The 21,863-nt window shown below is 51.5% G+C and carries 18 protein-coding genes; 6 read left to right on the top strand and 12 right to left on the bottom strand.

Annotated elements, in window-relative coordinates; all coding sequences use genetic code 11:
• Positions 1-367: 367 nt before the first annotated feature.
• The 4 genes from gmhB to CX651_RS03190 all read right to left on the bottom strand — a co-directional run bounded on the left by gmhB (position 368) and on the right by CX651_RS03190 (position 4,426).
• A complete protein-coding gene (gmhB, locus tag CX651_RS03205; RefSeq protein WP_101053460.1) occupies positions 368-922 on the bottom strand; it encodes a D-glycero-beta-D-manno-heptose 1,7-bisphosphate 7-phosphatase in 555 nt (184 codons plus the stop codon).
• 193 nt (positions 923-1,115) lie between these two features.
• Positions 1,116-1,640, bottom strand: a complete 525-nt coding sequence (locus tag CX651_RS03200) for a hypothetical protein (RefSeq protein WP_071237957.1) — start codon at positions 1,638-1,640, stop codon at positions 1,116-1,118.
• A 3-nt stretch (positions 1,641-1,643) separates the two neighbouring features.
• Complete coding sequence (locus tag CX651_RS03195) at positions 1,644-3,767, bottom strand: aldehyde ferredoxin oxidoreductase (RefSeq protein ID WP_101053458.1); 2,124 nt, start codon at positions 3,765-3,767, stop codon at positions 1,644-1,646.
• Positions 3,768-3,781: 14 nt separating this feature from the next.
• Entirely contained in the window at positions 3,782-4,426 is a 645-nt protein-coding gene (locus CX651_RS03190) for a 4Fe-4S dicluster domain-containing protein (protein WP_039035623.1), read from the bottom strand.
• Positions 4,427-4,767: 341 nt separating this feature from the next.
• On the opposite strand from CX651_RS03190, the gene CX651_RS03185 reads away from it, so the two are divergent.
• From CX651_RS03185 to CX651_RS03175, 3 genes are all read left to right on the top strand, one after another.
• Complete coding sequence (locus CX651_RS03185; RefSeq protein ID WP_101053456.1) at positions 4,768-7,095, top strand: multiheme c-type cytochrome; 2,328 nt, start codon at positions 4,768-4,770, stop codon at positions 7,093-7,095.
• A gap of 256 nt (positions 7,096-7,351) precedes the next feature.
• Positions 7,352-8,023, top strand: a complete 672-nt coding sequence (locus tag CX651_RS03180) for a GntR family transcriptional regulator (RefSeq protein ID WP_101053454.1) — start codon at positions 7,352-7,354, stop codon at positions 8,021-8,023.
• Positions 8,024-8,110: 87 nt separating this feature from the next.
• Positions 8,111-9,187: a ketoacyl-ACP synthase III gene (locus CX651_RS03175; RefSeq protein WP_101053452.1), complete on the top strand. Its 1,077-nt coding sequence runs from the start codon at positions 8,111-8,113 to the stop codon at positions 9,185-9,187.
• Positions 9,188-9,419: 232 nt separating this feature from the next.
• Here the strand turns inward: CX651_RS03175 and CX651_RS03170 are convergent, their stop codons facing one another.
• Positions 9,420-10,292, bottom strand: a complete 873-nt coding sequence (locus tag CX651_RS03170; RefSeq protein WP_101053450.1) for a flagellar protein MotY — start codon at positions 10,290-10,292, stop codon at positions 9,420-9,422.
• Positions 10,293-10,433: 141 nt separating this feature from the next.
• Here CX651_RS03170 and rnt point away from each other — a divergent pair, with 141 nt between their 5' ends.
• Positions 10,434-11,102: a ribonuclease T gene (gene rnt, locus CX651_RS03165; protein ID WP_101053447.1), complete on the top strand. Its 669-nt coding sequence runs from the start codon at positions 10,434-10,436 to the stop codon at positions 11,100-11,102.
• A gap of 149 nt (positions 11,103-11,251) precedes the next feature.
• Here rnt and CX651_RS03160 read toward each other — a convergent pair whose 3' ends face one another.
• The 6 genes from CX651_RS03160 to prmB form a co-directional block, all read right to left on the bottom strand.
• Entirely contained in the window at positions 11,252-12,268 is a 1,017-nt protein-coding gene (locus CX651_RS03160) for a DUF3137 domain-containing protein (protein ID WP_101053445.1), read from the bottom strand.
• 364 nt (positions 12,269-12,632) lie between these two features.
• Positions 12,633-12,902, bottom strand: a complete 270-nt coding sequence (locus tag CX651_RS03155; protein ID WP_025010460.1) for a YfcL family protein — start codon at positions 12,900-12,902, stop codon at positions 12,633-12,635.
• A 3-nt stretch (positions 12,903-12,905) separates the two neighbouring features.
• The gene (locus CX651_RS03150) at positions 12,906-14,033 is read right to left on the bottom strand and encodes an ATP-NAD kinase family protein (RefSeq protein ID WP_101053443.1); all 1,128 of its coding nucleotides are present in this window, start codon (positions 14,031-14,033) and stop codon (positions 12,906-12,908) included.
• A 42-nt stretch (positions 14,034-14,075) separates the two neighbouring features.
• Positions 14,076-15,263, bottom strand: a complete 1,188-nt coding sequence (locus CX651_RS03145; protein ID WP_101053441.1) for an MFS transporter — start codon at positions 15,261-15,263, stop codon at positions 14,076-14,078.
• A complete protein-coding gene (gene aroC, locus CX651_RS03140) occupies positions 15,264-16,358 on the bottom strand; it encodes a chorismate synthase (protein WP_025010457.1) in 1,095 nt (364 codons plus the stop codon).
• Between the two features lie 96 nt (positions 16,359-16,454).
• A complete protein-coding gene (gene prmB, locus CX651_RS03135) occupies positions 16,455-17,399 on the bottom strand; it encodes a 50S ribosomal protein L3 N(5)-glutamine methyltransferase (RefSeq protein WP_101053439.1) in 945 nt (314 codons plus the stop codon).
• Between the two features lie 84 nt (positions 17,400-17,483).
• Between prmB and smrB the strand changes: the two genes are divergently transcribed.
• On the top strand, positions 17,484-18,014 hold the full coding sequence (gene smrB / locus CX651_RS03130) for an endonuclease SmrB (protein WP_039035610.1): 531 nt from the start codon (positions 17,484-17,486) through the stop codon (positions 18,012-18,014).
• A gap of 171 nt (positions 18,015-18,185) precedes the next feature.
• Here the strand turns inward: smrB and sixA are convergent, their stop codons facing one another.
• Positions 18,186-18,656: a phosphohistidine phosphatase SixA gene (gene sixA, locus CX651_RS03125; protein ID WP_101053437.1), complete on the bottom strand. Its 471-nt coding sequence runs from the start codon at positions 18,654-18,656 to the stop codon at positions 18,186-18,188.
• A gap of 172 nt (positions 18,657-18,828) precedes the next feature.
• Between sixA and CX651_RS03120 the strand changes: the two genes are divergently transcribed.
• Entirely contained in the window at positions 18,829-21,618 is a 2,790-nt protein-coding gene (locus CX651_RS03120; protein ID WP_101053435.1) for an insulinase family protein, read from the top strand.
• Positions 21,619-21,863 lie beyond the last annotated feature (245 nt).

The raw sequence follows: 21,863 nt of genomic DNA, 5'->3' as shown, positions 1-21,863 counted from the left end.
AGAAGTCGGATCGTAGCCATGTCGTTCTGTGAGCCAAGGAGTTGCGGATACGAATTGTCTTCCTAAGACCGCTTGGCCTCCGACGTATGAACACTCTTCATCGAGTTAAATCGTTTTGTCGATTTCTCAATGCCTGTGAGTGTCCACACAGATTGCTTGATATATTGTTAAAGAGCAAAAGAAGCCAGCCAAGCATTTCAACTTAAAGCATTCGATGCTTGAATCTTTGACTTCCAGACCCTGTCGCGGGTCAGTGGTTGCGCATTATAGGGAGCCTGAATTTTTGCGCAACCCCTAAAAGGCGATTTTTCTTATCAAAGCCTTCGAGTGATTACTATTACACCAAGAAGTCCGATAATCCGCCAAATTAGGCCAGTGATGCCAGATATTTAGGTACATCGGCAATGCTATCCAGTACTACGCTCGCCTCATCCATGGCTTCCTGAGTCACCTCTTTGCCACTTCTGACCAGGATCCGCACCGGGATCCCCGCCGCTTTGGCGGCGCGCATATCATCAGCCTTGTCACCAACCATTACACTGGCAGCAAGATTCAGCTTAAGAAAACTGGCAGCACTGTTGATCATTCCTGCCTTGGGTTTACGGCAGTCACAATCCTGCTTGTATTCACCTATGCCCTTCTCCGGATGGTGCGGGCAGTAATAGATACCATCGAGATCCACGCCCTTGTCGGCAAAGTTCCAATCCATCCATTCAGTCAGGCTGGCAAACTGCTCTTCAGTGTAGAGCCCACGGGCAATCCCCGACTGATTGGTCACCACCACCAGCTTATAGCCTTGTTGCTTCAACGCCAGGCAAGCATCGAAGACGCCTTCGATATATTCAAAATCATCTATTTGATGTACATAGCCGTGATCGACATTGATTACACCATCTCTATCCAAAAAAACCGCTCGGTTCACTGTTTGCCTCCCAGAAAGCGAATGGCGATATTATTCCACTCATTGCGGCAAAATGCACTGTGAGAACAGGCTTATGTTGTGAGCTTGACGGCAGAGGATAAGAAAACCCGGGCATTGGAGCCCGGGATAAGTGCCTCGCCCGGATGTCTGATGCTCGGGAGCACGCCCGCAGGGAGGCATCAGACTTCCGGGCTCAGCATGACCATTCAAACGGGTCGTAGTCTGCGAGCACTCTGGCATATTCAGGACTCAGACCATCGGTGGAGAAGTAATACCCCTTGCCATCGTTGCCTATGTCATAGCGTATGTCGTCATATTCCGGCATCGCCAGCAACTGTTGTCGCAGCGCTTGCTGCGCTTCGACATCCAGGCTATAAGGGGGATACCCCAAAACCGAAGCCTCAAGCACAGCGGTATGGCGACAACTGGCTTCGCGGATCTGCTGCGCCAGGGTCGCGGCAACCTCGCCGCGTTGCAGTGCCAACCAACGGTTGGCATAGCTGTCGACCATGTAACGGTCTGAATAGAAAAAGTGTTCTCCCTCTGATACACGCATCTTCAGATCCCTGTGTTCAGGCGCCAGGATCAAACGGATATACTCTTGTACCGCATCCACAGCCTTCTCTGTGTCATCCCCTGCCACAGCCAACAGCTGCGGCAGGGAAACCAGACGTCCGTGCTGGCTGAACAACCGGATAAAGTCCACCAGTTCCAGCATGCTTTATCCCGGCAACAAGCCACGGGCCTCCAGCGCATCGGCGGCATAACCCAGGCCGAATTTTTCCAGGGTTGATCTCAGCGGTGCCCCGGTTTGCCTGTCCCAACCAAAATCGTCATAGAACATATCCAACGCCTTTTGAATATCGTCCCTGTCCATCTTGATGGTGCCTTCATCGCCGAAGGCTTTGTCGGGATCCAGGTCGTAAACCCAATCACTGAGCACATCGTGCTCATTGCGCATATTGATCTCATTCATTTGAATGATGGTCAGCGCCCGGTGCAAATGCAGTACCCGCTCGGCCATAAAGTCGAGCTCAGTCTCAGTCACTTCTTTACCTGTGACCAAAGAGAACATCTGGGATTCTATGGTGCTGTCTCCGCGATAGTTACGATTCTTGTCCGGCGAAGCCAGCAAGGGGAACATCCAGTTACAGAGAGTCAATGAGTCGTGCAGCACATTTTTCACCAAAGACCACTTGGCGAACTTAACCTTGGCCGGGTTTATTGGGGTATACCATTTCACCTTATCAAAGGCCCCTTCGCCCCAGAATTCGGCGGCTATGGTTTCTATCATATCCTGAGGCAAGCCACAGTTAACAATATTGATATGGGAGTGACACTGAGCATCGCGGTTGAACACCATGTTGATCAGGGTGCCCACCTGCCCTGCGGTCTCACTGGCATGGTGCACAGCGGCGTTGGTCTTCTTATTGAAAATTTTCACCGAGGATTCTTTGTGGATATCCCAATAACCGAGATCCGGATTACGTCCATCCAGTTTCCAGCGCTCAATGAGATCCGACATGCCATCGGCCATATGGGCAATTTCCCCTTCGCGATAGGCGATACGGCGGTAAAAATCGATAAGAAACGCCGGATCTTTCTTGTCCCACAGATCCCATGGGATGCTGTCAAACTCCTCTTTAGGCAACAGATATTGGAACATATCGTGTTTTTTGAGGTACTTGAACAGGTGCGAAATCAGACCATAGTTACACCAGATGCCGTAATCGTCGATCAAGTTACCACCCAGCGCACCTGTCATAGCATGTTCTTCCGAGCCCTTCTTGGTATCCATCAGATACTGAGGCGCCAGGAATCCCATGCAGACGTTGGAGATATGTTCGCTCTTGCGACCATATTTCTGTTTCAGCTCAGGCACCTTTAGTTCACAGAAGCAGCGAATGGGGCAGGCATGGCAGCCACCGGTACGCTTCATCCATTTGTTGGCGTACTCTTCACCGAAGTACATCTCGGCCATTGAGGTACGGAAGCCTACCTTGTTACGTTCATTCCAAGGCACCTCGCCCAGCTCAATCTGCTGATCCGATTGCCCCCATTTAAGTCCGGGACGCGCCTTCCAGCGGCTAATACCATTGGAATATTCGGCCCAGGACTGCGGAGTAGAAGGCACAACCCCTTGGTTATTGGCGCCTATAATCCCCAGAATATGGTCATCGAGCCGACGCATGTTGGTGTTATCGGCGGCAATGGCCACAGCCCCTGTACCTATGATGCCTATCCCTTTGAAGTTCTTTGACCCTAGTACAGCTCCATGGCCTCCGGCAGAATGTCCACCCTGAGTCATAATCACTGACAGGGGCACCTGATTCTCCCCCGCCTGGCCTATGGCTGCCACCTGGGCATTGGGGCCCATCATTTCGGCTATCATGGCGTGGGTATCAAAAATCCCCTTACCCCAGAGCGCGGCGGCTGATTCCAATGTAACTTTACCGTCTTCAACTCTGAGCCATACCGGTGCAGCGGCGCGACCTTCAATGGCGATGGCATCAAATCCAGCATATTTCATTGCCGGTGAAAAGTGACCACCGAAATGTCCATCAGAAATCAGATGATCTTTAATCACTGGGCTGCGGGAAGTAATAGTAGTACGACCAGTACAAATCACCCCGGAACCGGTTAATGGTCCGGCGGAGAATACAATAATATTTTCAGGGTCTGTGGCCTTAATATTATCTTTATGGCCATCCCAAAGAATCTTATAGCCTATCCCCATACCACCAATATAATCATGATACTTATCGGTTGACTCTGTTGTAATATCACCGGTTGTTAAATTAACTCTTAATACTTTACCGGCCCATCCACCAAGTTTATCTGTCATTTTCTATTACCTCATTAACCGATCAGGCCAGTATATTTTTCATATTGTTCGAGTGCAGCTTCCGCCTGTTCCCAGGTATAAAACTTAATCGCACCGGTTGGACAAACCTGGGCGCAAGCCGGTTCGCCCTGACACAGATCACACTTCACGGCTTTCATTTTGCTACGCACAACTTTGATCACTTGTTGCGGACATTTATCGGCACAATAACCACAGCCGACACAGCGCTTTTCATCTATCACTTTAGCGCCGGTTTCCGGATGAGTTGAAATAGCCTGCTGCGGACAGACCTCTGTACAAACCTCACAATGGCGACAAGTGGCCGGCACCACAGTGCGGTCGCCGCATTCCCCCCGCTGTTCTGTGTAATTGAACTGCACGCCATGAGGCCCATAGTTCATGTTGTGTTCGACTTTGACCCTTGCCAGGGTTGGGCTGCAATCGCCTTCATGGTTCCAGCCACAGGCGATTTCACAGCGACGGCAACTGACGCAGATAACCGGATTAACCACCATCAATCCACCGGGTAACACCTCAACCTTTTCATCGCTGTCGTTGTCGCTGCCACAACCGGTAAGAAAGCTGATAAGCGTTCCACCATAGACAGTGCCTACGGCAGCTCCCATACTCCCTTTCAGCATTCCTCGTCTGGTAATCATATTGCGTTCCTTAATTAGTTTAAGAAATATTATTTAAATATGCATACACCAAAAACCCGACGACTCATGCTAATTAAATCCAGACATTTTTTCCCAATCTGAGTCACATTTACTCACAGGCAAGTCAGTCAATCTCATTATCTAAAACCACAATCAAATATTAAAATTACAATCTTCTAAAAATAGAAAAACACAATTTAGACTGAACCTGCGCTTATCAGTTATAGCTGGAACATATTGACGATGGTCACAGACAAATTATTCAAATCAAATAGATTAAGCCTCGCATACATTCCTAATTAGAAATCCCGACAGAATCTAAAAACTTAAAGGAATGGGAAATGATGAAATTCAAGCCTAAAAACGCCTGGTGGAAACTATCTCCACTGGTGGTTTGCTTATTGGCTGCATGTTCCGATGGCGATGACGGCCAAGTGGGTCCTCCGGGCGAAGTGGGGATCAATATTGCCAAAGCCAAATCACTGCAGGCCAATATCGAAGCCGTCACCATAGATGAGCAAACCCGGGTTTCGGTCGACTTTTTCTTAAGCGACTCCAACGGTGTTGCCGTGACAGGGCTGGAACAACTGGAACAGGTTTCAGCCTTGGCCATGGGCATAGCCAAATTGGGCAGCGCTCAGCCCATGTACGGCGATTCAAAGCCAGTGGAGGGACGCTATGAAATAAGCCGCGCCCCCCAATGGATAAGCTATATCAATAAACTGGTTGAGCCGGGAACAGGGGCAACAGCAAAGGCCGCAGCACAGTGGCAAGCCGGGATTGAGAGTGACTGTAAACTCGATTGTTTGCAAAGCTTAGGCCAGGGGCGTTACCGTTATCAATTCAGCAAGGCACTCAATCAATACCCAAGCTTTGAAGGGCTAGATACCCAGTATGAGAGTGATAAGACTCACAGGGTCTATCTTGAACTCAAACCCGCTGCCGACAGTTCCCCGAGCAGTATGCTGATCAACAGTGTCTATGACTTTATTCCTGCAACCGGCCAAGCCGCCGCAGCCGAAGACAGCCGGGTACTGATGGATCAGCAGCAAGCATGTTATCGCTGCCACGGCAGTGACAGGGATAACAGTGAGGCGCGTTTGTTAATGCACGGCAGTAAGCGTTTTGCCTTTGAAGGCTGTGTTATGTGTCACACCAGCTATTCAGGCGACCCTGAAACCGGCTCGGCGCTTGATATGGCGACCCTGACTCACAAAATTCACCAGGCCGATTATAAGGTCGTTGGCTATCGAGGCCATGAATATGACTACAGCCAGTTGCACTATCCAGGTGATATCAACGACTGTAAGAGCTGTCATATTCCTGATGCGGCGCCGCAAGCCAACCAATACTTTATTCCCGGCAGTAACAGCTGCCTGAGCTGTCACAGTAAAGATGCCCCGGATGACTGGAATGGCAGTGCCAGTGCTTTATTCCACGATAGAGAACTCTTCCCCAGAGGATGGCAACAGAGTTGCTCAGGCTGCCATCCGGATGCCAGCAATCCAGAAGGCGCAGGTAAAATCCACTTGAGCCTTGGCAAGACAAGTAAACTCATCAAACAGGAGTATGCCTTTACGATCTCCGCTGCCGCTATCGATGGCGACAAGCTGAATATCGGCCTGGATTATCGAAGTCAAGGACGGCTGCCGACTGATGATCCGGCTATTGAGTCTTTGTGGCTGACCGTCAGTGGCGATCCCGAGCCGCTTAATCGTCCGCTCAACAATGGTCAGCACAAGATTTGGAATTTGGCCAAACCTGGGGACGACGTCACCCTTGCCATGCAGGGGCACAGTCTCAGCGCCGCCATAGGCCCGCTTCAGATAGCGGACTTCGGTGAGCTGGACAAGACTCGGGTTCGGGCGAAACTGCTTGTCTGCGCCGATCCCAATACAGGCTTTGCGGTGGCTTGCGATACCAACTCTACCCGCATCGAGGTGATTGCCGAGAACGCATTGTCGCTCACCGGCGCTCCGGCGAGCAGCAAAGCCATTGCTGATGAAACCGCTTGCCAGCGCTGTCATGACAGCGATATGCAGCAGCGGGTTGTCAGCGCTCATACGCTGGCCAGTCATTTCCAGCCAGCTAATGACAGTTGTGGCAGTTGTCATGCGCCTCAAGGTGCCACGGCCCTGACTGATAAGAGCTGCAACGACTGCCACAACAATGGCACCAATATGTACCTGAATGCCGGGCTGAAACATACTCCGGGCATGGATCAAGTAAAAGCGGTCCGTACCCTGAATAACAGTCTGAATTACAGGGAAATGGTGCATTCGCTGCACAGTGGTACCCGTACTGTAGCCGGTATGGGTGGCGATAGAGAGGCGGCCACTTATCCCAAGCCAGCCAATGATTGCCGCGCCTGCCATAGCAAGGGTCAGCTTACACTGGAAGGCCTGAGCCAAAGCGCCTCCGTGTTGGTCGCCACTCCCGGCGCCACCGAGAAAGGCCAGTTGGCTGAATACTCGCCAACGGTTGCAGCCTGTGGTGGCTGCCATATCCAGGTGGATAAATGGGCCAGCCATGCCGAAGCCTTCGGTGGCGTTTTCCAAAAAGATGCCAGTGGTGGACCTGTGTATCAGAGCGGCAGTGAAAGCTGCGCCATCTGTCATGCCGAGGGACGTAATAACGGTGTCGACAAGGTACACGGCCTCAAGGATTGAGCCACATTGTCTTATCGGACAAAACGGCGCTTAGGCGCCGTTTTTGTATGCTGTTTTTATCAATTCAGGAGCTCAAAACTGCCAATCCGACATAGCTGCGATGTTTGCACCAACTTAGCACTGCTCTGCTCGAAATCCACCATCACCTTGAACAACGCAGAAACAGGACCCCCTAGTGGTTTCCCTTTATTTATCTGAATATTCGCTGTAGTCTTAATCGGATCAAAACCGAATAACGTATACAAAGACGGGATCTATGAGCCGAACTACGCCCATCGTTCATAAAACGCGCACTCAGGTTGTGGTCGAAGTGTTGCGGGAAAAAATTCTTTCAGGGGAAATCGCAGCCGGTGAACCGTTGCGTCAGAGCGCCCTGGCAGAAGAGATGAATGTCAGCCGGATTCCGGTCAGGGAAGCCCTTTTGCAACTGGAAGCCGAGGGTTTGGTCAAGTTTGAAGCTCATAAAGGCGCCACGGCTACCGAACTATCGGTTGAACAAGTCAGCGAGTTATTTGAACTCAGAGCACTGATTGAAACTGATCTCCTTGCCAAAGCCATTCCAAACCTGCAGGATGAAGATCTGCGTCAGGCCGAAGCCGTACTGGACAAACTGGAATCCGCCTTTAAACAGGATAATGCCGTGGGCAGTTGGAGCGAACTCAACACAGAGTTCCACACAAGTTTGTACCGCGCCGCCAACCGTCCCCATACCATGGAAGTCGTACATGGTCTGAACACCAACTGTGATCGCTATATACGCTTACAGTTGTTGCTGACAGGCGGGATCCCTCGAGCCGAACAGGATCACAGGGATCTACTGCAATTATGTCGGCAAAAGAAAATAGATGAGGCCGTGGTCCTGTTAAGGGCCCACATACTGCACGCTGCCAATGCCATTCAGGAATTGGTAGCCCAACAGGTGAGCTGAAAAATCACGACCCTTTCCAAGCAATAGCGCTTTAGTTGTCCAAAAGACAGATCTGGCTTCTGTCTTTTTATTTTGAGAGTAAATTCAATGCAGTACGCCACTATTACCGGCTGGGGAAAGTGCGTTCCCCCTGCCGTACTGACCAATCATGATCTGGCTACCTTTATCGATACCTCCGATGAATGGATTAAACCCAGAACAGGGATTAGCCAGCGTCATATCAGCCACGTCAACACTTCTGAATTGGCTACAGTCGCTGCCCAGCATGCGCTGGCCGCCGCCGGCATAGAAGGTAGCGAACTGGACATGATTATCCTGGCCACCGCCAGCCCGGACACTCTGATCCCCAACATAGCCTCGACCGTACAGGCCAATGTAGGCGCAACCTGTGCCGCCTTTGACATTAACGCCGCCTGCAGTGGCTTTCTCTACGGCGTAGGCCTTGCAACCGCCCAGATAAAGAGTGGTCAATGCAAAAAAGTACTGGTTATCGGTGCCGAGCGTCTCAGCTTTTATCTCGACTGGTCAAGAAGAGAAACTGCAGTACTATTCGGTGATGGTGCTGGTGCTGTAGTACTGGAAGCGACAGACAGCCCATGTGGCGTACTGGGCTATGAGCTCAATAATGACCCAGACGGTCGTGACATTCTGAAGGCCAGTTTCGGTACGGGTATGGATAGATTTGTCGCCGAGTCGCTGGACTTCTACATTCAGTTTGACGGTCAGGAGATTTTCAAACGTGCCATCAACGGCATGGGTAAACTCAGCGCCCAAGTATTGGACAAATGTGGCTTGGACAAGGAAGAAGTCGATTGGGTAATCCCCCATCAGGCCAACGAGAGGATCATCGACACTCTGGTGCACAGAATGAAGATCCCCAAAGAGAAAGCCTTCGTCAATATAGCCAACTATGGCAACACCTCGGCCGCGACTATTCCCATCGCCATCTGTGATGCGTTGGAAAAAGGCATGATCAAGCCAGGACAACACATTCTGTCCTGTGCCTTCGGCGCTGGCCTCACCAGCGCGGCCTTGCTGCTGAAATGGGGTGATAGAGTCACACCGCTGAAACAGAGTGATGCCGAGCTGCCGCCATGCGAGCAGACAGGTATTGAACTGGTAAAACGCGCAGTAGACTATTTCTGCCATCGCGATAAGGCTTAAACGAATTAAGCAGAACCCCAAACAAAAATGCCGTTCATGGAAAGTGAACGGCATTTTCGTTTTTAGATGCCATACTTGGCCAGGAATAAGATGTCCGGTAGCTACAAAAAGTTACCTTGACGAATATAGCCTAAAACGCTTACCGGAATACACTAACTCAATTGTGCCGCTTTCTACAAAAGAGAAGGCCTCGAGGACTTATTCGCACCTTCTCTTAGGTCAGTTCTTGGCCCTACTTGAGCGGTTTGCTTATCCGGATGACTACCCGGCGGTTACGGACCCGTTCATCACTGGAATCATTGGATGCCACATGCCGCCGTTCGCCGTGTCCTTCGGTATGGATCCTGTCTCCCGGGATCCCCCTTGCGACAAAAAAATCTTTAACTGAGTCAGCTCTCTGTTGTGACACCTTCTGGTTAATACTGCGACCGCCATAACTATCGGTATAGGCATCAATCAGTACCAGCTCCACTTCAGGATCGTAGGCCAGATATTCCTGCACCCGCGCCAGTTGCGCCTTGGAATAACGGGTCAACTCAGTCCCCCCCATCTCGTAGGTAAGCACGGTAAAAGCGATATCATCGAAACTGTAAGGCAGTAGATTGGCCAAACACTGTTTGAACTCGCGGTATTTCTGGGCAAAGTTGGCCGCGGAAAGACCGACCGCCACCTTGTTGCTTTGGTTGTACCAATCGCTGTAGTAAAAAGTGGGTTCCATGCCGCGGTCCAGCTCTGCCAGCATGGACCAGGCGGCCTTTTTCGGTACTTCACCATTGAAATATTTCTGGTAGCTCAGCTCGGTAATCGCCTTGGACGTCACTCCAGGACGCCAGGCCGGTGCTTTGCTCATCAAGCGGGCATGGGTCACGGCATCGGGCTTTTGCCACATATCCAGAGTAAATTGCAAATTCAGATCTTTTCCCGCATGACTGGAAAATACGGCTTTACCGTAGGCGGGAATATCGTGCTCCAGGCTACAACCTAGAGGCGTGTTTTGCGCCACGCGCCAATGAGAGTCGTCGAGCGACGCCACATAGTGCCTGAGATCCGCCATCGCCGACAGCGGCAGACAAAGAGTCGACAGCAGAAACAGTTTACGCCACATAGGAATCTCTCTTTTCACACACCATGTTGTCTCTATCGGCAAAGAAATTCATTCCTTTAGCCTATAAAAACAACAATCGAACATGACACCCTGTTGATGTTTTAGCATAATAGCCGCTTCGTTATTTTCCAGGGGAAATGCATGACTCAGCCAAGCCTAGCCAACCAACTCAAGCACAGATTCAGGGGTTATTTCCCTGTTGTGATCGACGTAGAGACTGCTGGCTTTAATGCGCAGACAGACGCGCTGCTGGAGATTGCGGTCACCCTGCTGAAGATGGATGCAGAGGGTAATCTGGGCATAGACAGAACCCTGCACTTCCATATAGAACCTTTTGAAGGCGCCAATCTCGAGCCGGAGGCGCTGGCATTCAACGGCATAGATCCCAACAACCCTCTCAGGGGAGCCGTCAGCGAGAAAGAAGCTTTTCTGGAGATATTCAAGGCGGTGAAGAAGGCACAAAAGGCGGCCGATTGCCACAGATCTATTATAGTGGCTCACAATGCCGCCTTCGATCACGGCTTTGTCAGCAAAGCAATCGAGCGCAATGATATCAAGCGCTCGCCGTTTCATCCCTTTGCGACTTTTGACACCGCCACTCTGGCCGGTTTGGCCATAGGCCATACAGTACTGGCCAAGGCCTGCACCTTGGCCGGGATCCCCTTTGACAACAAAGAAGCCCATTCGGCGCTTTATGACACAGAGCGCACTGCCGAGCTATTCTGCTACATAGTGAATCGCTGGAAAGCCCTTGGCGGCTGGCCTTTACCTGCCACTGCCGAAACCGACACCCCACCAGAGGCTATCTAAACCGGCTCAGACATATAAGCCGACTCAAACTGGGGGATTTCCTGGCCTTAAGCCAAACTATTTGAGCGTTTGGCTTAAAGGTGCATCAGCAACCACCGACCAGAAACCAAAGACACCCCGGCTCAAAACCAAGGTCTTGAGCCTCGAGTTTAAAGCCCGGTGCGACTGTCTAATTTCAAGGCTTTAATCAAATCGAACACTTCATGGATTTCTTTAAACACTTGCTCTATGTCTGCGCTGAGATCCAGCGGCTTGAGTAGATCCAGTTGTGGCTCAAAATAGCTGTGCTGACAGGCTATTTTGACAAACAATCGCCCCTGTTTGAAACAAGCTTCCAGCTCACCTTGATAAAATCCTGATAGTGACAACAAACGTTCCATGGTCGCGGTATTAAGCACATATCTGGCTTCGAGCTGATCGTCACTGTAGACCTCAAATCTACGCTCAAAGTCCGGGTCTTCCAACCTCACCCTCGAGAGTTTGCTTCTGAACTGGGCCAAGCCATTGCCCATAAAACCTTTATCGCGGCGCACCTGGATGGTAGCGGAAAATGTCTTCGGCAGCTCAAACTCTATCACTATGCCGTCGAACAGCGTCTTATATTGGGGACCATTATCATTCTTGCCTGTGCGTTCGAGCAACGTCAGTTCCCTAAGCAGAAAAGGCACATTAAGATACTTGCCTCTGACCGAGTTTTGAAAATAACCTTTGTCATAGGAGGGAAAGAGACCATAGTCTTTATAGCTTTCCAGTTCAGGCAATCCCGGAGGATTGAACGCAAAGCTTTTACCGAAATAACCCAGCAGTAAAGGATAGATCTCCTCAACTATCTGGGTACGTAGTTCACCTATCTCACTGCCTGCCCAGATATTGGCCAACACCACCAACCCCAAAGATACCACGGCGCCACCAAAACCAATGAAGAACACCCCATCTTCGAAATCCAGCATGAAAGCGCCGTAGAAACTCATGGCAAAAAATAGCAAAAATGCCGGAATGCCGATAAAGGTGAGAGGCGCAACTATCTTTCTACGCTCTCTATACCTGGCAGCGGCTGCCTCTCGCACCGACTCATAACGTCGGCACTTGGGGGCAATCTGTTTCCCGTAATATTGGCCGAAGGCCAGCTTGTCCTGCTCCGGGATCTCCAACTCCATTGAATTCATCCTGTGTTCTTTACTTTTGCCATTTTTTCCGGGTCACCCCGCGACTATCCGAGAGATAGTCTCTCAGCCTCAGATCAAGCAGTTGCAAAATGCACAACGAACACTAAGACTGACATTTCCCCTTTTACCGCAGCATTTCACCCAATGTCACCTTTACTCCGGTAACCCGGCCCAGAGTACAAAAACGCTGTCGGATAAAACTATTCTTACGTAGGGCTTTAAAGAGACAAAAATCCGATGACTCTTGTCATCGGATAATAATTATTTCGATAAAATTGCCGGTATTACAGCTTTCCTTTTCAACAAGGAGCCACTGCAGGTTTTATACCACAACAACAAACTTGTCTCGCTGTGCCGACAGAACTCAGGCAGCGATCCGCTGTTTCAGTTCTGACCAGGCGTTATCCACCAGACGGTAATCGGCATCTTCAAGCTCTTTGGCTGCCAGTTTCAGGCATTGCTGCATCCGCTCATTCAAGGCATCCGGCCCTTGCTCTGACTCGTTTTCCAGCTCGGCCAGCACCACGGCAAAATGCCCCTGCAGGTAACCGCTGGCAAACAGGGCATCATCGTCACCGCCGGCCACTATCTCGCCAATCCACTGCTCCAATGCCTGTTCGTACTTCTCTAACATGCTCTACTCCGCTAAGTCTGGGTTGGCCACCTGATACATCACGTAATCCCGGTAACCTGTCACAATTCGATAATAGCCACTAAGTTCGCTATCCAATTTCTGGTCGCCACTATCCACGATAAGCGGCCTGCCTTCAAGTGCTTTTAGTTTGCTTTTGGTGGCAAGAATGATGATATTTTCCTTAGTAATGCGCCGGATGAGCTCGGGCGACAACTGCTGATTGCCACGGCCAAGAATGTGCCCTTGGCCACCTATCAGGGTAATGACCAACTTAACCTTTTGATTTTCAGTGGCACTCAATAACTGCGCCGCATTAAGATCCGAGGCCAGCAGGGTCTTGTTCTGCACCAGATCCACCCCGAGCAGGGTGTTATCGAGCCCCAGCTCCTCCATTACGGCCGCCACTGTACTGCCGGAGCCCATGATATAGAGCTCATCTTCCATATCGCCGACCACCTCGGCGGCAATATCCGCCAGCACCAGTTCATCCACCTCGCGGCCGCCCATCTTCACCGCCTGGATATATCGCGGCTCGGCAGGCACTGTCATTTCACCATAACGCCGCGCCCTGACAGTGCCTTGGCGGAAGGCCTCTTCGTCTATGTCCATCACATCGGCGCTCATCAGACTCACCAGGGCGCCTTCCAGCAGTTGCTTCAATACCAGCCCGGATGCATGGGGAGTAATGCCGTAAACACCCGAATGAATTTTGACCCCGGCCGGTACACCGAGTACAGGGAAGTGCTCACCGACAACGCCATAGATATCCCTTGCCGTGCCATCTCCTCCGGCAAACAGCAGCAAGTCCAGCTCCTGCGCCATCAAGGCCTTGGCGGCAGCCTGGGTATCACTGCGACTGGTATCCGTTGCCGCCTGGTAACACACCTTTGTGCGAAAACCCAGCTTTTGCGCCAGGTCGGCGCCCATGTTACCCGAGGCGGTATAAATTTGCAGGCGCTCGGCAAAAGGCGTTATCACTGCCAAGGCCTGTTCCATTCGCAGACCGGCCTTGGGGGTGGCGCCAAGGCTCAGCGCCTCTTTTGCCACACCGTCGCTGCCCTTGAGGGCCACACTGCCTCCAAGCCCGGCCAGCGGATTAATGATAAGGCCCAGTCGAAACATTTTACTCATAACTCTCTCCGGCAAATGATGCTCTGCTCTTGTAAGAAATCATCAGGCGTCAATGGGGTCACTTTGTGATTGACGCCTGGAGTCGCTACCCGGAATAGCCAGCACGGCCAACATGGACAGCAAGGCGCACGCGGCGGCAAACACCCAACACCAGAAGGCGCCGCTGCCATCGCCCCAAATCAGGCCGCATACCCAGGTGCCCAAAGCGCCGCCGACGCCAAAGCTCAAACTGGCGTATAGTGCCTGGCCCTTGCTGCGGTGGCTGATATCAAAATTACGGTGAACAAACTGGATGGATGCCGCATGGGTCAAACCGAAGGTAAAGGCATGCAGCAGTTGGCTGAGCCCCAAAAGCAACATGCTTTCGGCGCCAAAAGCCACCAGCAGCCAACGCAGCACCGTCATGCCTATACTCACCAGCAGCAGCGTCTTGACCCCATAGCGACCGAGTAACCTGGGCGCTATCATAAACATGAAGATTTCCGCCACGGCACCTAGCGCCACAAAAATACCGGCGCTGGCCTCTGTGTAACCCACCTGCTTGAGATAAAGCACGAAAAAGCCGTAGAAAGGCCCGGCGCTAGCTTGAAGCAACATGGCAGACAGTAAAAACCACAGCAGCGGCCGCCCAAGTTTGAGTGCCGGTTTATCCTGCCCGGCTCCCGCCGAGGCCCGATTCGATGGCAAGGGTAAGGCACTGCCCAGTAACCCAAGAAACAGACTCAGCCCCACATAGAGCAGTACCTCGGGGCCAAACTCCTTGATGGCCCAGCCGGTGCCCACCACCAGCACGATATAGCCGACACTGCCGAAACTGCGAATGAGGCCATACTTGTTGGCTTCAGTACCCAGGGTTTCCAAGGTGATCACCTCAAGCTGCGCCAGAATCGCATTCCAGAAGAAGGTATAGAGGGCCAGACTCAGCGCCAGATAAAGAAAGCCACCATGATAAAAGAAACTCAGATAGGTCAAGGCGGCGGCAAAGGCGCCGAGCTTGATAAGCTCAGAGCGCATGCCGGTGCGATCCGCCACCAGCGCCCAGACATTGGGCGCGACTATGCGGGTTGCCATGAGTATGGCCAGCAGAAAGCCTATTTCGGCTGCGTCGAAGCCACGGTTGTCAAAAAATACCCCCAGATAGGGCACCATGACACCGAGTATGCCAAAGAAGAAGAAATAGCAGGCAGAAAGCCAGGCGAGCTGTCCCCCTGCGGGAAACAGTCCGCGCATTTATCGCATTCCAAGTACAGGTGTAAGGCTGCTGACATCCTGGTTTTGAGCCCGATGACGCAGCAAGTGATCCATCAAGACTATCGCCAACATGGCTTCGGCAATGGGCACAGCGCGGATCCCGACACAGGGGTCATGCCGCCCCTTGGTCACCACTTCGGCCTCTGTGCCCTGCACTGTCATGCTCTTGCCTGGCACGCTGATACTGGAAGTGGGTTTCAGCGCCATATGGGCCACTATGGGTTGCCCGGAAGAGATACCCCCGAGCACGCCGCCGGCATGGTTGCTGTCAAACCCGGCAGGCGACATCAGATCTCTATGTTCTGAGCCCTTTTGGTTAACGACGGCAAAGCCATCACCGATTTCAACGCCCTTGACCGCATTAATCCCCATCAGCGCATGGGCAATATCGGCATCGAGACGGTCAAATACCGGTTCGCCAAGGCCGACCGGTACATTGGTGGCCACCACACTGACCTTGGCACCGATGGAATCACCGGATTTTTTCAGCTCACGCATATAGTCATCCAGCGCTTCCAGCTTGGAGGCATCGGGGAAGAAAAAGGGGTTCTGTTCTACCTGCGCCATATCCAAAGTGTCAGCGCAAATAGGCCCAAGCTGGGAGAGATAACCCTGGATCTCAATGCCGTGTACCGCCTTGAGGTATTTCTTCGCCACGGCCCCTGCCGCCACTCGCATGGCAGTTTCCCGCGCCGAGGAGCGGCCACCGCCGCGATAATCACGCAAGCCATATTTTTGCTGATAGGTATAGTCGGCATGTCCGGGACGGAACAGATCTTTGATATTGGAGTAGTCCTGGCTACGCTGATCGGTATTTTCAATCAACAGACCAATGGAGGTGCCTGTGGTCTTGCCCTCAAACACGCCGGAGAGAATACGCACCTGATCCGGCTCACGCCTGGCAGTGGTATAACGGGAAGTCCCCGGACGGCGACGGTCAAGATCCTGCTGCATATCGGCTTCGGTCAACTCAAGCCCTGGCGGACAGCCATCGATAATGCAGCCCAGTGCAAGCCCATGGCTTTCACCAAAAGTGGTGACGACAAAGTTCTGACCTATGCTGTTTCCCGACATCCGCTTAATTTCCCCCTGGAGATAAAATGACCGAGCATAGAGGTTCGGCTATCCGAACCTCGGCTTTACTGGCCCATTGGCTAATGGGCCGCTTTATTATTCACTGTCTTTATAGATGGCGAACAGTGATTGATTTTCAACTAACTGATCTTTTGTCAGCACAAACACCCCATCGCCGCCATGTTCAAAGCTGACCCAGGTGAAAGGCACATCGGGGAAAAGCTCAATCAAATGCACCATGGAGTTGCCCACTTCAACCACCAGGATACCGTCATCTGTGAGGTAATCGGCGGCATTGGCCAAAATGCGCTTGGTGATATCCAGGCCATCGCGACCGGACGCCAAACCAATTTCCGGCTCATGGCGATACTCATCCGGCATATCGGCAATATCTTCGGCATCAACATAAGGTGGGTTGGACACAATCAGATCGTACTGCGGCGCTCGTGGCACTGCGCTGAAAAGGTTGGACTGCATGGGAAACACCCTGTCCATCACGCCGAGCGACTCAACGTTTATCTGCGCCACTTCCAGTGCATCCTCACTGATATCCAGCGCATCGACCTCAGCCTCTTCAAACTGATAGGCACAGGCGATGGCGATGCAGCCGCTGCCGGTGCAGAGATCGAGGATCCGTCTTACCGGCTTGTTGTACAGCCAGGGACCAAATCCGTTTTGGATCATTTCGGCAATCGGTGAGCGAGGCACAAGCACCCTTTCATCCACATAGAAGTCCAGCCCGGCAAAACGGGCGGTGTTGGTCAGATAAGGCACGGGTAAACGCTCGCGTACCCGGCGAATGATAAGCTCAACTATCTTGTGTTTTTCGCTGCTGGTGAGATTGGCGTGAATCACCTGCTGACCAATGTCATCGGGCAGATGCAGGGCGTGAAATACCAGGGAAACCGCTTCGTCCCACGCGTTATCTGTACCATGACCATAATAAACATTGGCGTCATTAAAACGGCTGACGGCCCAGCGCAACATGTCGCCTACCGTCCGCAATTCGGTGACGGCTTCATCCACAAAGATCTTATCCAAAATCTGACTCCGGCTTTATTCTTATTCCGCAACCATTGTAACTGAAGTCTGTTCAGAAGAAACAGGATTCAATAAAATAGCCTGATGAACGAAGAAAACGACAAAGAAGGCCTGGCGGAATTTCAGGCACTGGTATCCGGGATCACCCCGCTCGACCAGGATAAGCGCCATTTCCGCCCGCCGAGCAAAACCAAAAAACAACTGGCTGAAAAAGAAGTTCAGATCCAGGCGGATAGTTATTTTTCAGACGTTTACCAGCCATTATTGCCAGTAAACGGCCCTATGCGTTGGTGTCGGGACGATGTGGACGCCATGGAAGTCAAACGTCTACGTAGAGGCGATTATGTGCCTGACTTTCTTTTGGATCTGCATGGTTACCGCCAAACCGAAGCCAAGCTGGAACTGGCGGCCTTGATCCAGGCCTGTATCCGTGAACACAGCCCTTGCTGTAGTGTCATGCACGGCTACGGCACCGGCATTCTCAAACAGCAGTTACCCATGTGGCTGGCGCAGCACCCCAAGGTCAAAGCCTTTCATCAGGCCCCCAAAGAATGGGGCGGCGATGCAGCGCTGTTGATACTGATAGATATTGGCGAACATCCCCACAGACGCTAACCGCAGTTGAGCTGCTCCCTTTAAATACTTAGCACTATAAATACGAAGAACCCGGTCATTGCCGGGTTGCTTGTTTTGCTGGTACTTTGTCCAAGGATCACCTTTTTAATAACGTAAGGCGCTTGAATTCAGGTTAATTGCAGCCCTGAAGGCAGCTTTAATCTGGAAACACTAGGCGATATTGTACGGCCCTTGTTGCCACATTACACTTGCCTGCTGTCCATGCACATCAATAAGTGCCACTGACGAAGTCGCAAATAACGGCGGCTCAATACCGGCCACCAATTCACTGACCATATAACCCAATAATGGCATGTGACCTATCACCAACACTTTGTCTGCCTTAAATTGTTCGGCGTAGGCCTTCACCAGGCTGGCAGCCATTTCCGGGTCAGCCGATGGTACCAATTCATCCAATACCATCCATTTACGCGGTTCTGGAAAGTGTTTTCCCAGCTCCTGCCAGGTCTGCTGCGCTCTGAGGTAAGGGCTCACCAACACCAGATCAAAGGCAGAGACTGAATCATTCAGCCAGTTGCTCATCTGTGTCGTATGGAGGCGTCCGGCATCAGTCAGTATTCGCTCCCGATCCGAGGGTGCGTCGAAACTGGCCTCACCATGGCGCATTAGAAAAAGCTGCATACATCACTCACTACAGAAAAAAGTTCTTATGGTTCTTTGTCAATTGTAGCCCTTTATAGCGCGGCAACAAACCGCACAGCTCTCAATCTTTAGTCGAAAAATCCAAGAGATATTTGCCAAAAAAGCGCAAGGCTATCAATATATAACAATCTGTCTATACGGGAGTTATCCCTTGAGCACATGCCAGTCTGTCATTTCCAGCCCCAATGACCACCGCAGCTATCGTCATCTGACTCTGACCAACGGCCTGCGGGTGCTGCTGGTGCAAGATATGCATTCTGCCCAGGCCGCCGCATCCATGGCGGTTAATGTCGGCCACTTCGATGATCCCCAATCCCGCCCCGGAATGGCGCATTTTCTTGAACACATGTTGTTCTTGGGAACCGCCAAGTTTCCCGAGGCAGGAGGTTATCACAGCTTTATCAACCAGCATGGTGGCAGCAATAATGCCTGGACGGGCACTGAGCACACCAACTTCTTCTTTGCCATAGATCCTCTGGTATTTGCCGAGGCGCTGGATAGATTCAGCCAATTCTTTATTGCGCCGCTGTTCAATCAGGAGTTGGTGGAAAGAGAAAGACACGCCATAGAGTCTGAGTTCAGCCTCAAGCAGAAAGACGATATCCGCCGTATCTATCAGGTATTGAAAGAAACGGTTAACCCGGGGCACCCTTTTTGCAAGTTTTCCGTCGGGAATCTACAAACCCTGGGCGGAGACGAGCAACAACTCAGGGAAGAACTGCTTACCTTCTACAACAGCCATTACAGCGCCAACCTGATGACTCTGTGTCTGGTAGCTCCGATGGCAATCGATGAGCTTGAGCAGTATGCCAGACGCTATTTCTCGTCAATAAAAAACCATAATCTGCAAAAAACCTATCCCGAGTTGCCACTGTTCGCCAGTGAGCAACTGCAAAAGCAGATCCACATAGTGCCGCTTAAAGAGCAAAAGCGCCTGACCCTGAGCTTTGCCCTGCCCGCTATTGATCGATTCTATCGCAGCAAGCCACTGACCTTCATCAGTCACCTACTTGGAAGTGAGAGCCACGGCAGCTTGTTTTCCAAACTCAAGGAAGCCGGTCTTATCAACGGGCTATCTGCCGGTGGTGGCATCAACGGCTACAACTTCAAGGAATACAGCATCAGTATTCAGCTGACAGACAAAGGTTTGAACCAAACCGACAGGGTGGTTGCGGCCTGCTTCGGTTATATCAAACTCATTGCCGATACTGGACTGGAAGATTGGCGCTATCAAGAAAGGGCCAATCTGCTCAAACTGGCATTTCGCTACCAGGAGCAGATAAAAGCCCTGGATCTGGCCAGTCATCTCAGTATCAATATGCAGCATTATCAGGTTGAAGATATTGTCTATGGAGACTATCGCATGGACGGCCTGGATGTCGCTGAAGCCAGAGCACTGATGAGCTTGATGACCCCGGACAATATGCGCCTGCAACTGGTGGCCCAGGATCTGGATACCGAGCAACAAGCGGCCTGGTATCACACCCCCTATCAAATTAAGGCCATAGAAGACGCCAGGCTGGCACTGTGGCGCTGCGCCAAGGCTGAAACCGGGATGGAGCTGCCAAGACCCAATCCTTTCATCGTTGAAGACGCCATAGCCCGCAGTGAACCCAGCAGGCATCCTGAGCCGGTGATTGTCGCCGAAGGTGCCGGTTACCGTATCTGGCACAAGAAAGATGATGAGTTCAATGTCCCCAAGGGGCATCTATACCTCTCGCTCGATTCGGATCAGGCCAGCCCCACGCCGAGACATGCGGCCTTGACCCGGCTGTATGTGGAGATGCTGCTCGATCATCTGACCGAACACACCTATCAAGCGGAAGTGGCCGGCCTCAGCTACAACATCTACCCCCATCAAGGCGGGCTGACCCTGCATCTAACCGGTTTTACCGGCAATCAGGAAACCCTGTTGGCGCTGCTGATAAATAAAGCCCGGGAGCGCAGTTTTACCCAGGAAAGATTCAACCTTATCAAACGCCAGTTGCTCCGCAGTTGGTATAACCATGCCCAGGCCAAACCCATCTCCCAGCTGTTCACCAGCTTGACGGTAACATTGCAAAAACGCAGTTATGAACCACTGCGAATGGCAGAGCTGTTGGAAGATATCACCCTGGACGATCTGCACGACCATGTGAGCGCCTTTTATGAAAAAATCTATCTGGAAGGTCTGGTCTATGGTGATTGGCTGGAGCAGGAAGCCCAGTCTCTTGGTAAACGACTCAGCCATATTCTGTCGCTGGTGTCCAAGCCCAGCCGTGAATCAGCAAGGGAGCTGGTCAACCTTCAGGGAAAAGGAACCGTACTCAGGGAGCTAAACATAGCCCACCCGGACAGCGCCATCATAGTCTATTACCAATCCGTGTTTGCCACCCCGGAGAAAATGGCGCTGTTCAGCCTGCTGAATCACACCATGTCGTCGACTTTCTTCCACGAACTGCGAACCCAAAGACAACTCGGTTATATGGTGGGCACTGGTTATCTGCCGCTGAACCGTCATCCTGGAATGATCTTCTATGTACAGTCACCGACCGCCGGGCCGCTGCAGTTATTGGAAGCCATAGATGAGTTTATCGCCGACTTTAACTACGCCGTGATGCAGATAACCAATGAGCAGTGGGAAAGCACCAAGCAGGGACTGATCAACCAAGTCATGGAACATGACGCCAACCTCAAGACCCGCAGCCAACGTTATTGGGTCAGTATAGGCAATAAGGATTACCACTTTAATCAGCGCGAGCTGGTGGTGGCAGAAATCAAGCGCCAAACCCGGGCTGGGCTGATTAAGTTTATGATGGATAAAATGCGTACCAAACACAGTGATCGTCTGGTGTTGTTCAGCACCGGAGAGCAACACAGGCACCTGGAACGCCTGGAAGCCGGCTCTTTGATCACTGATTTACGTGCCTTCAAACAGCAGGCTGAGCAATTTAACCTTTAATCCCTGGGCTGCTCTTGCTTAAACGGGGGAGTTTTTTCTTCCCTAATCGGTATCGCAGATTATCCCAAGAGTAAGTAAATCAGCAGCTGGAAACAAAAGGTATTATATTCAATATCAGCACAGCGTGCTTTCTAGCTGTCATTACAGTTCAATCTGCCAACAGTGACATTGAACAAATTTGAGGTAAGCTTATGTGATAGAAAGGTTTAATTTTGACAATCAGGTAACTTTCTGAAAGAGTTATC

Origin of the sequence: Shewanella chilikensis (genome assembly GCF_002836945.1) — a bacterium.
In the GTDB taxonomy this organism is placed as follows: Bacteria; Pseudomonadota; Gammaproteobacteria; order Enterobacterales; family Shewanellaceae; genus Shewanella; species Shewanella chilikensis.
The sequence above is the reverse complement of the archived record's forward strand: the minus strand, read 5'-3'. Positions and strand labels throughout refer to the sequence as shown.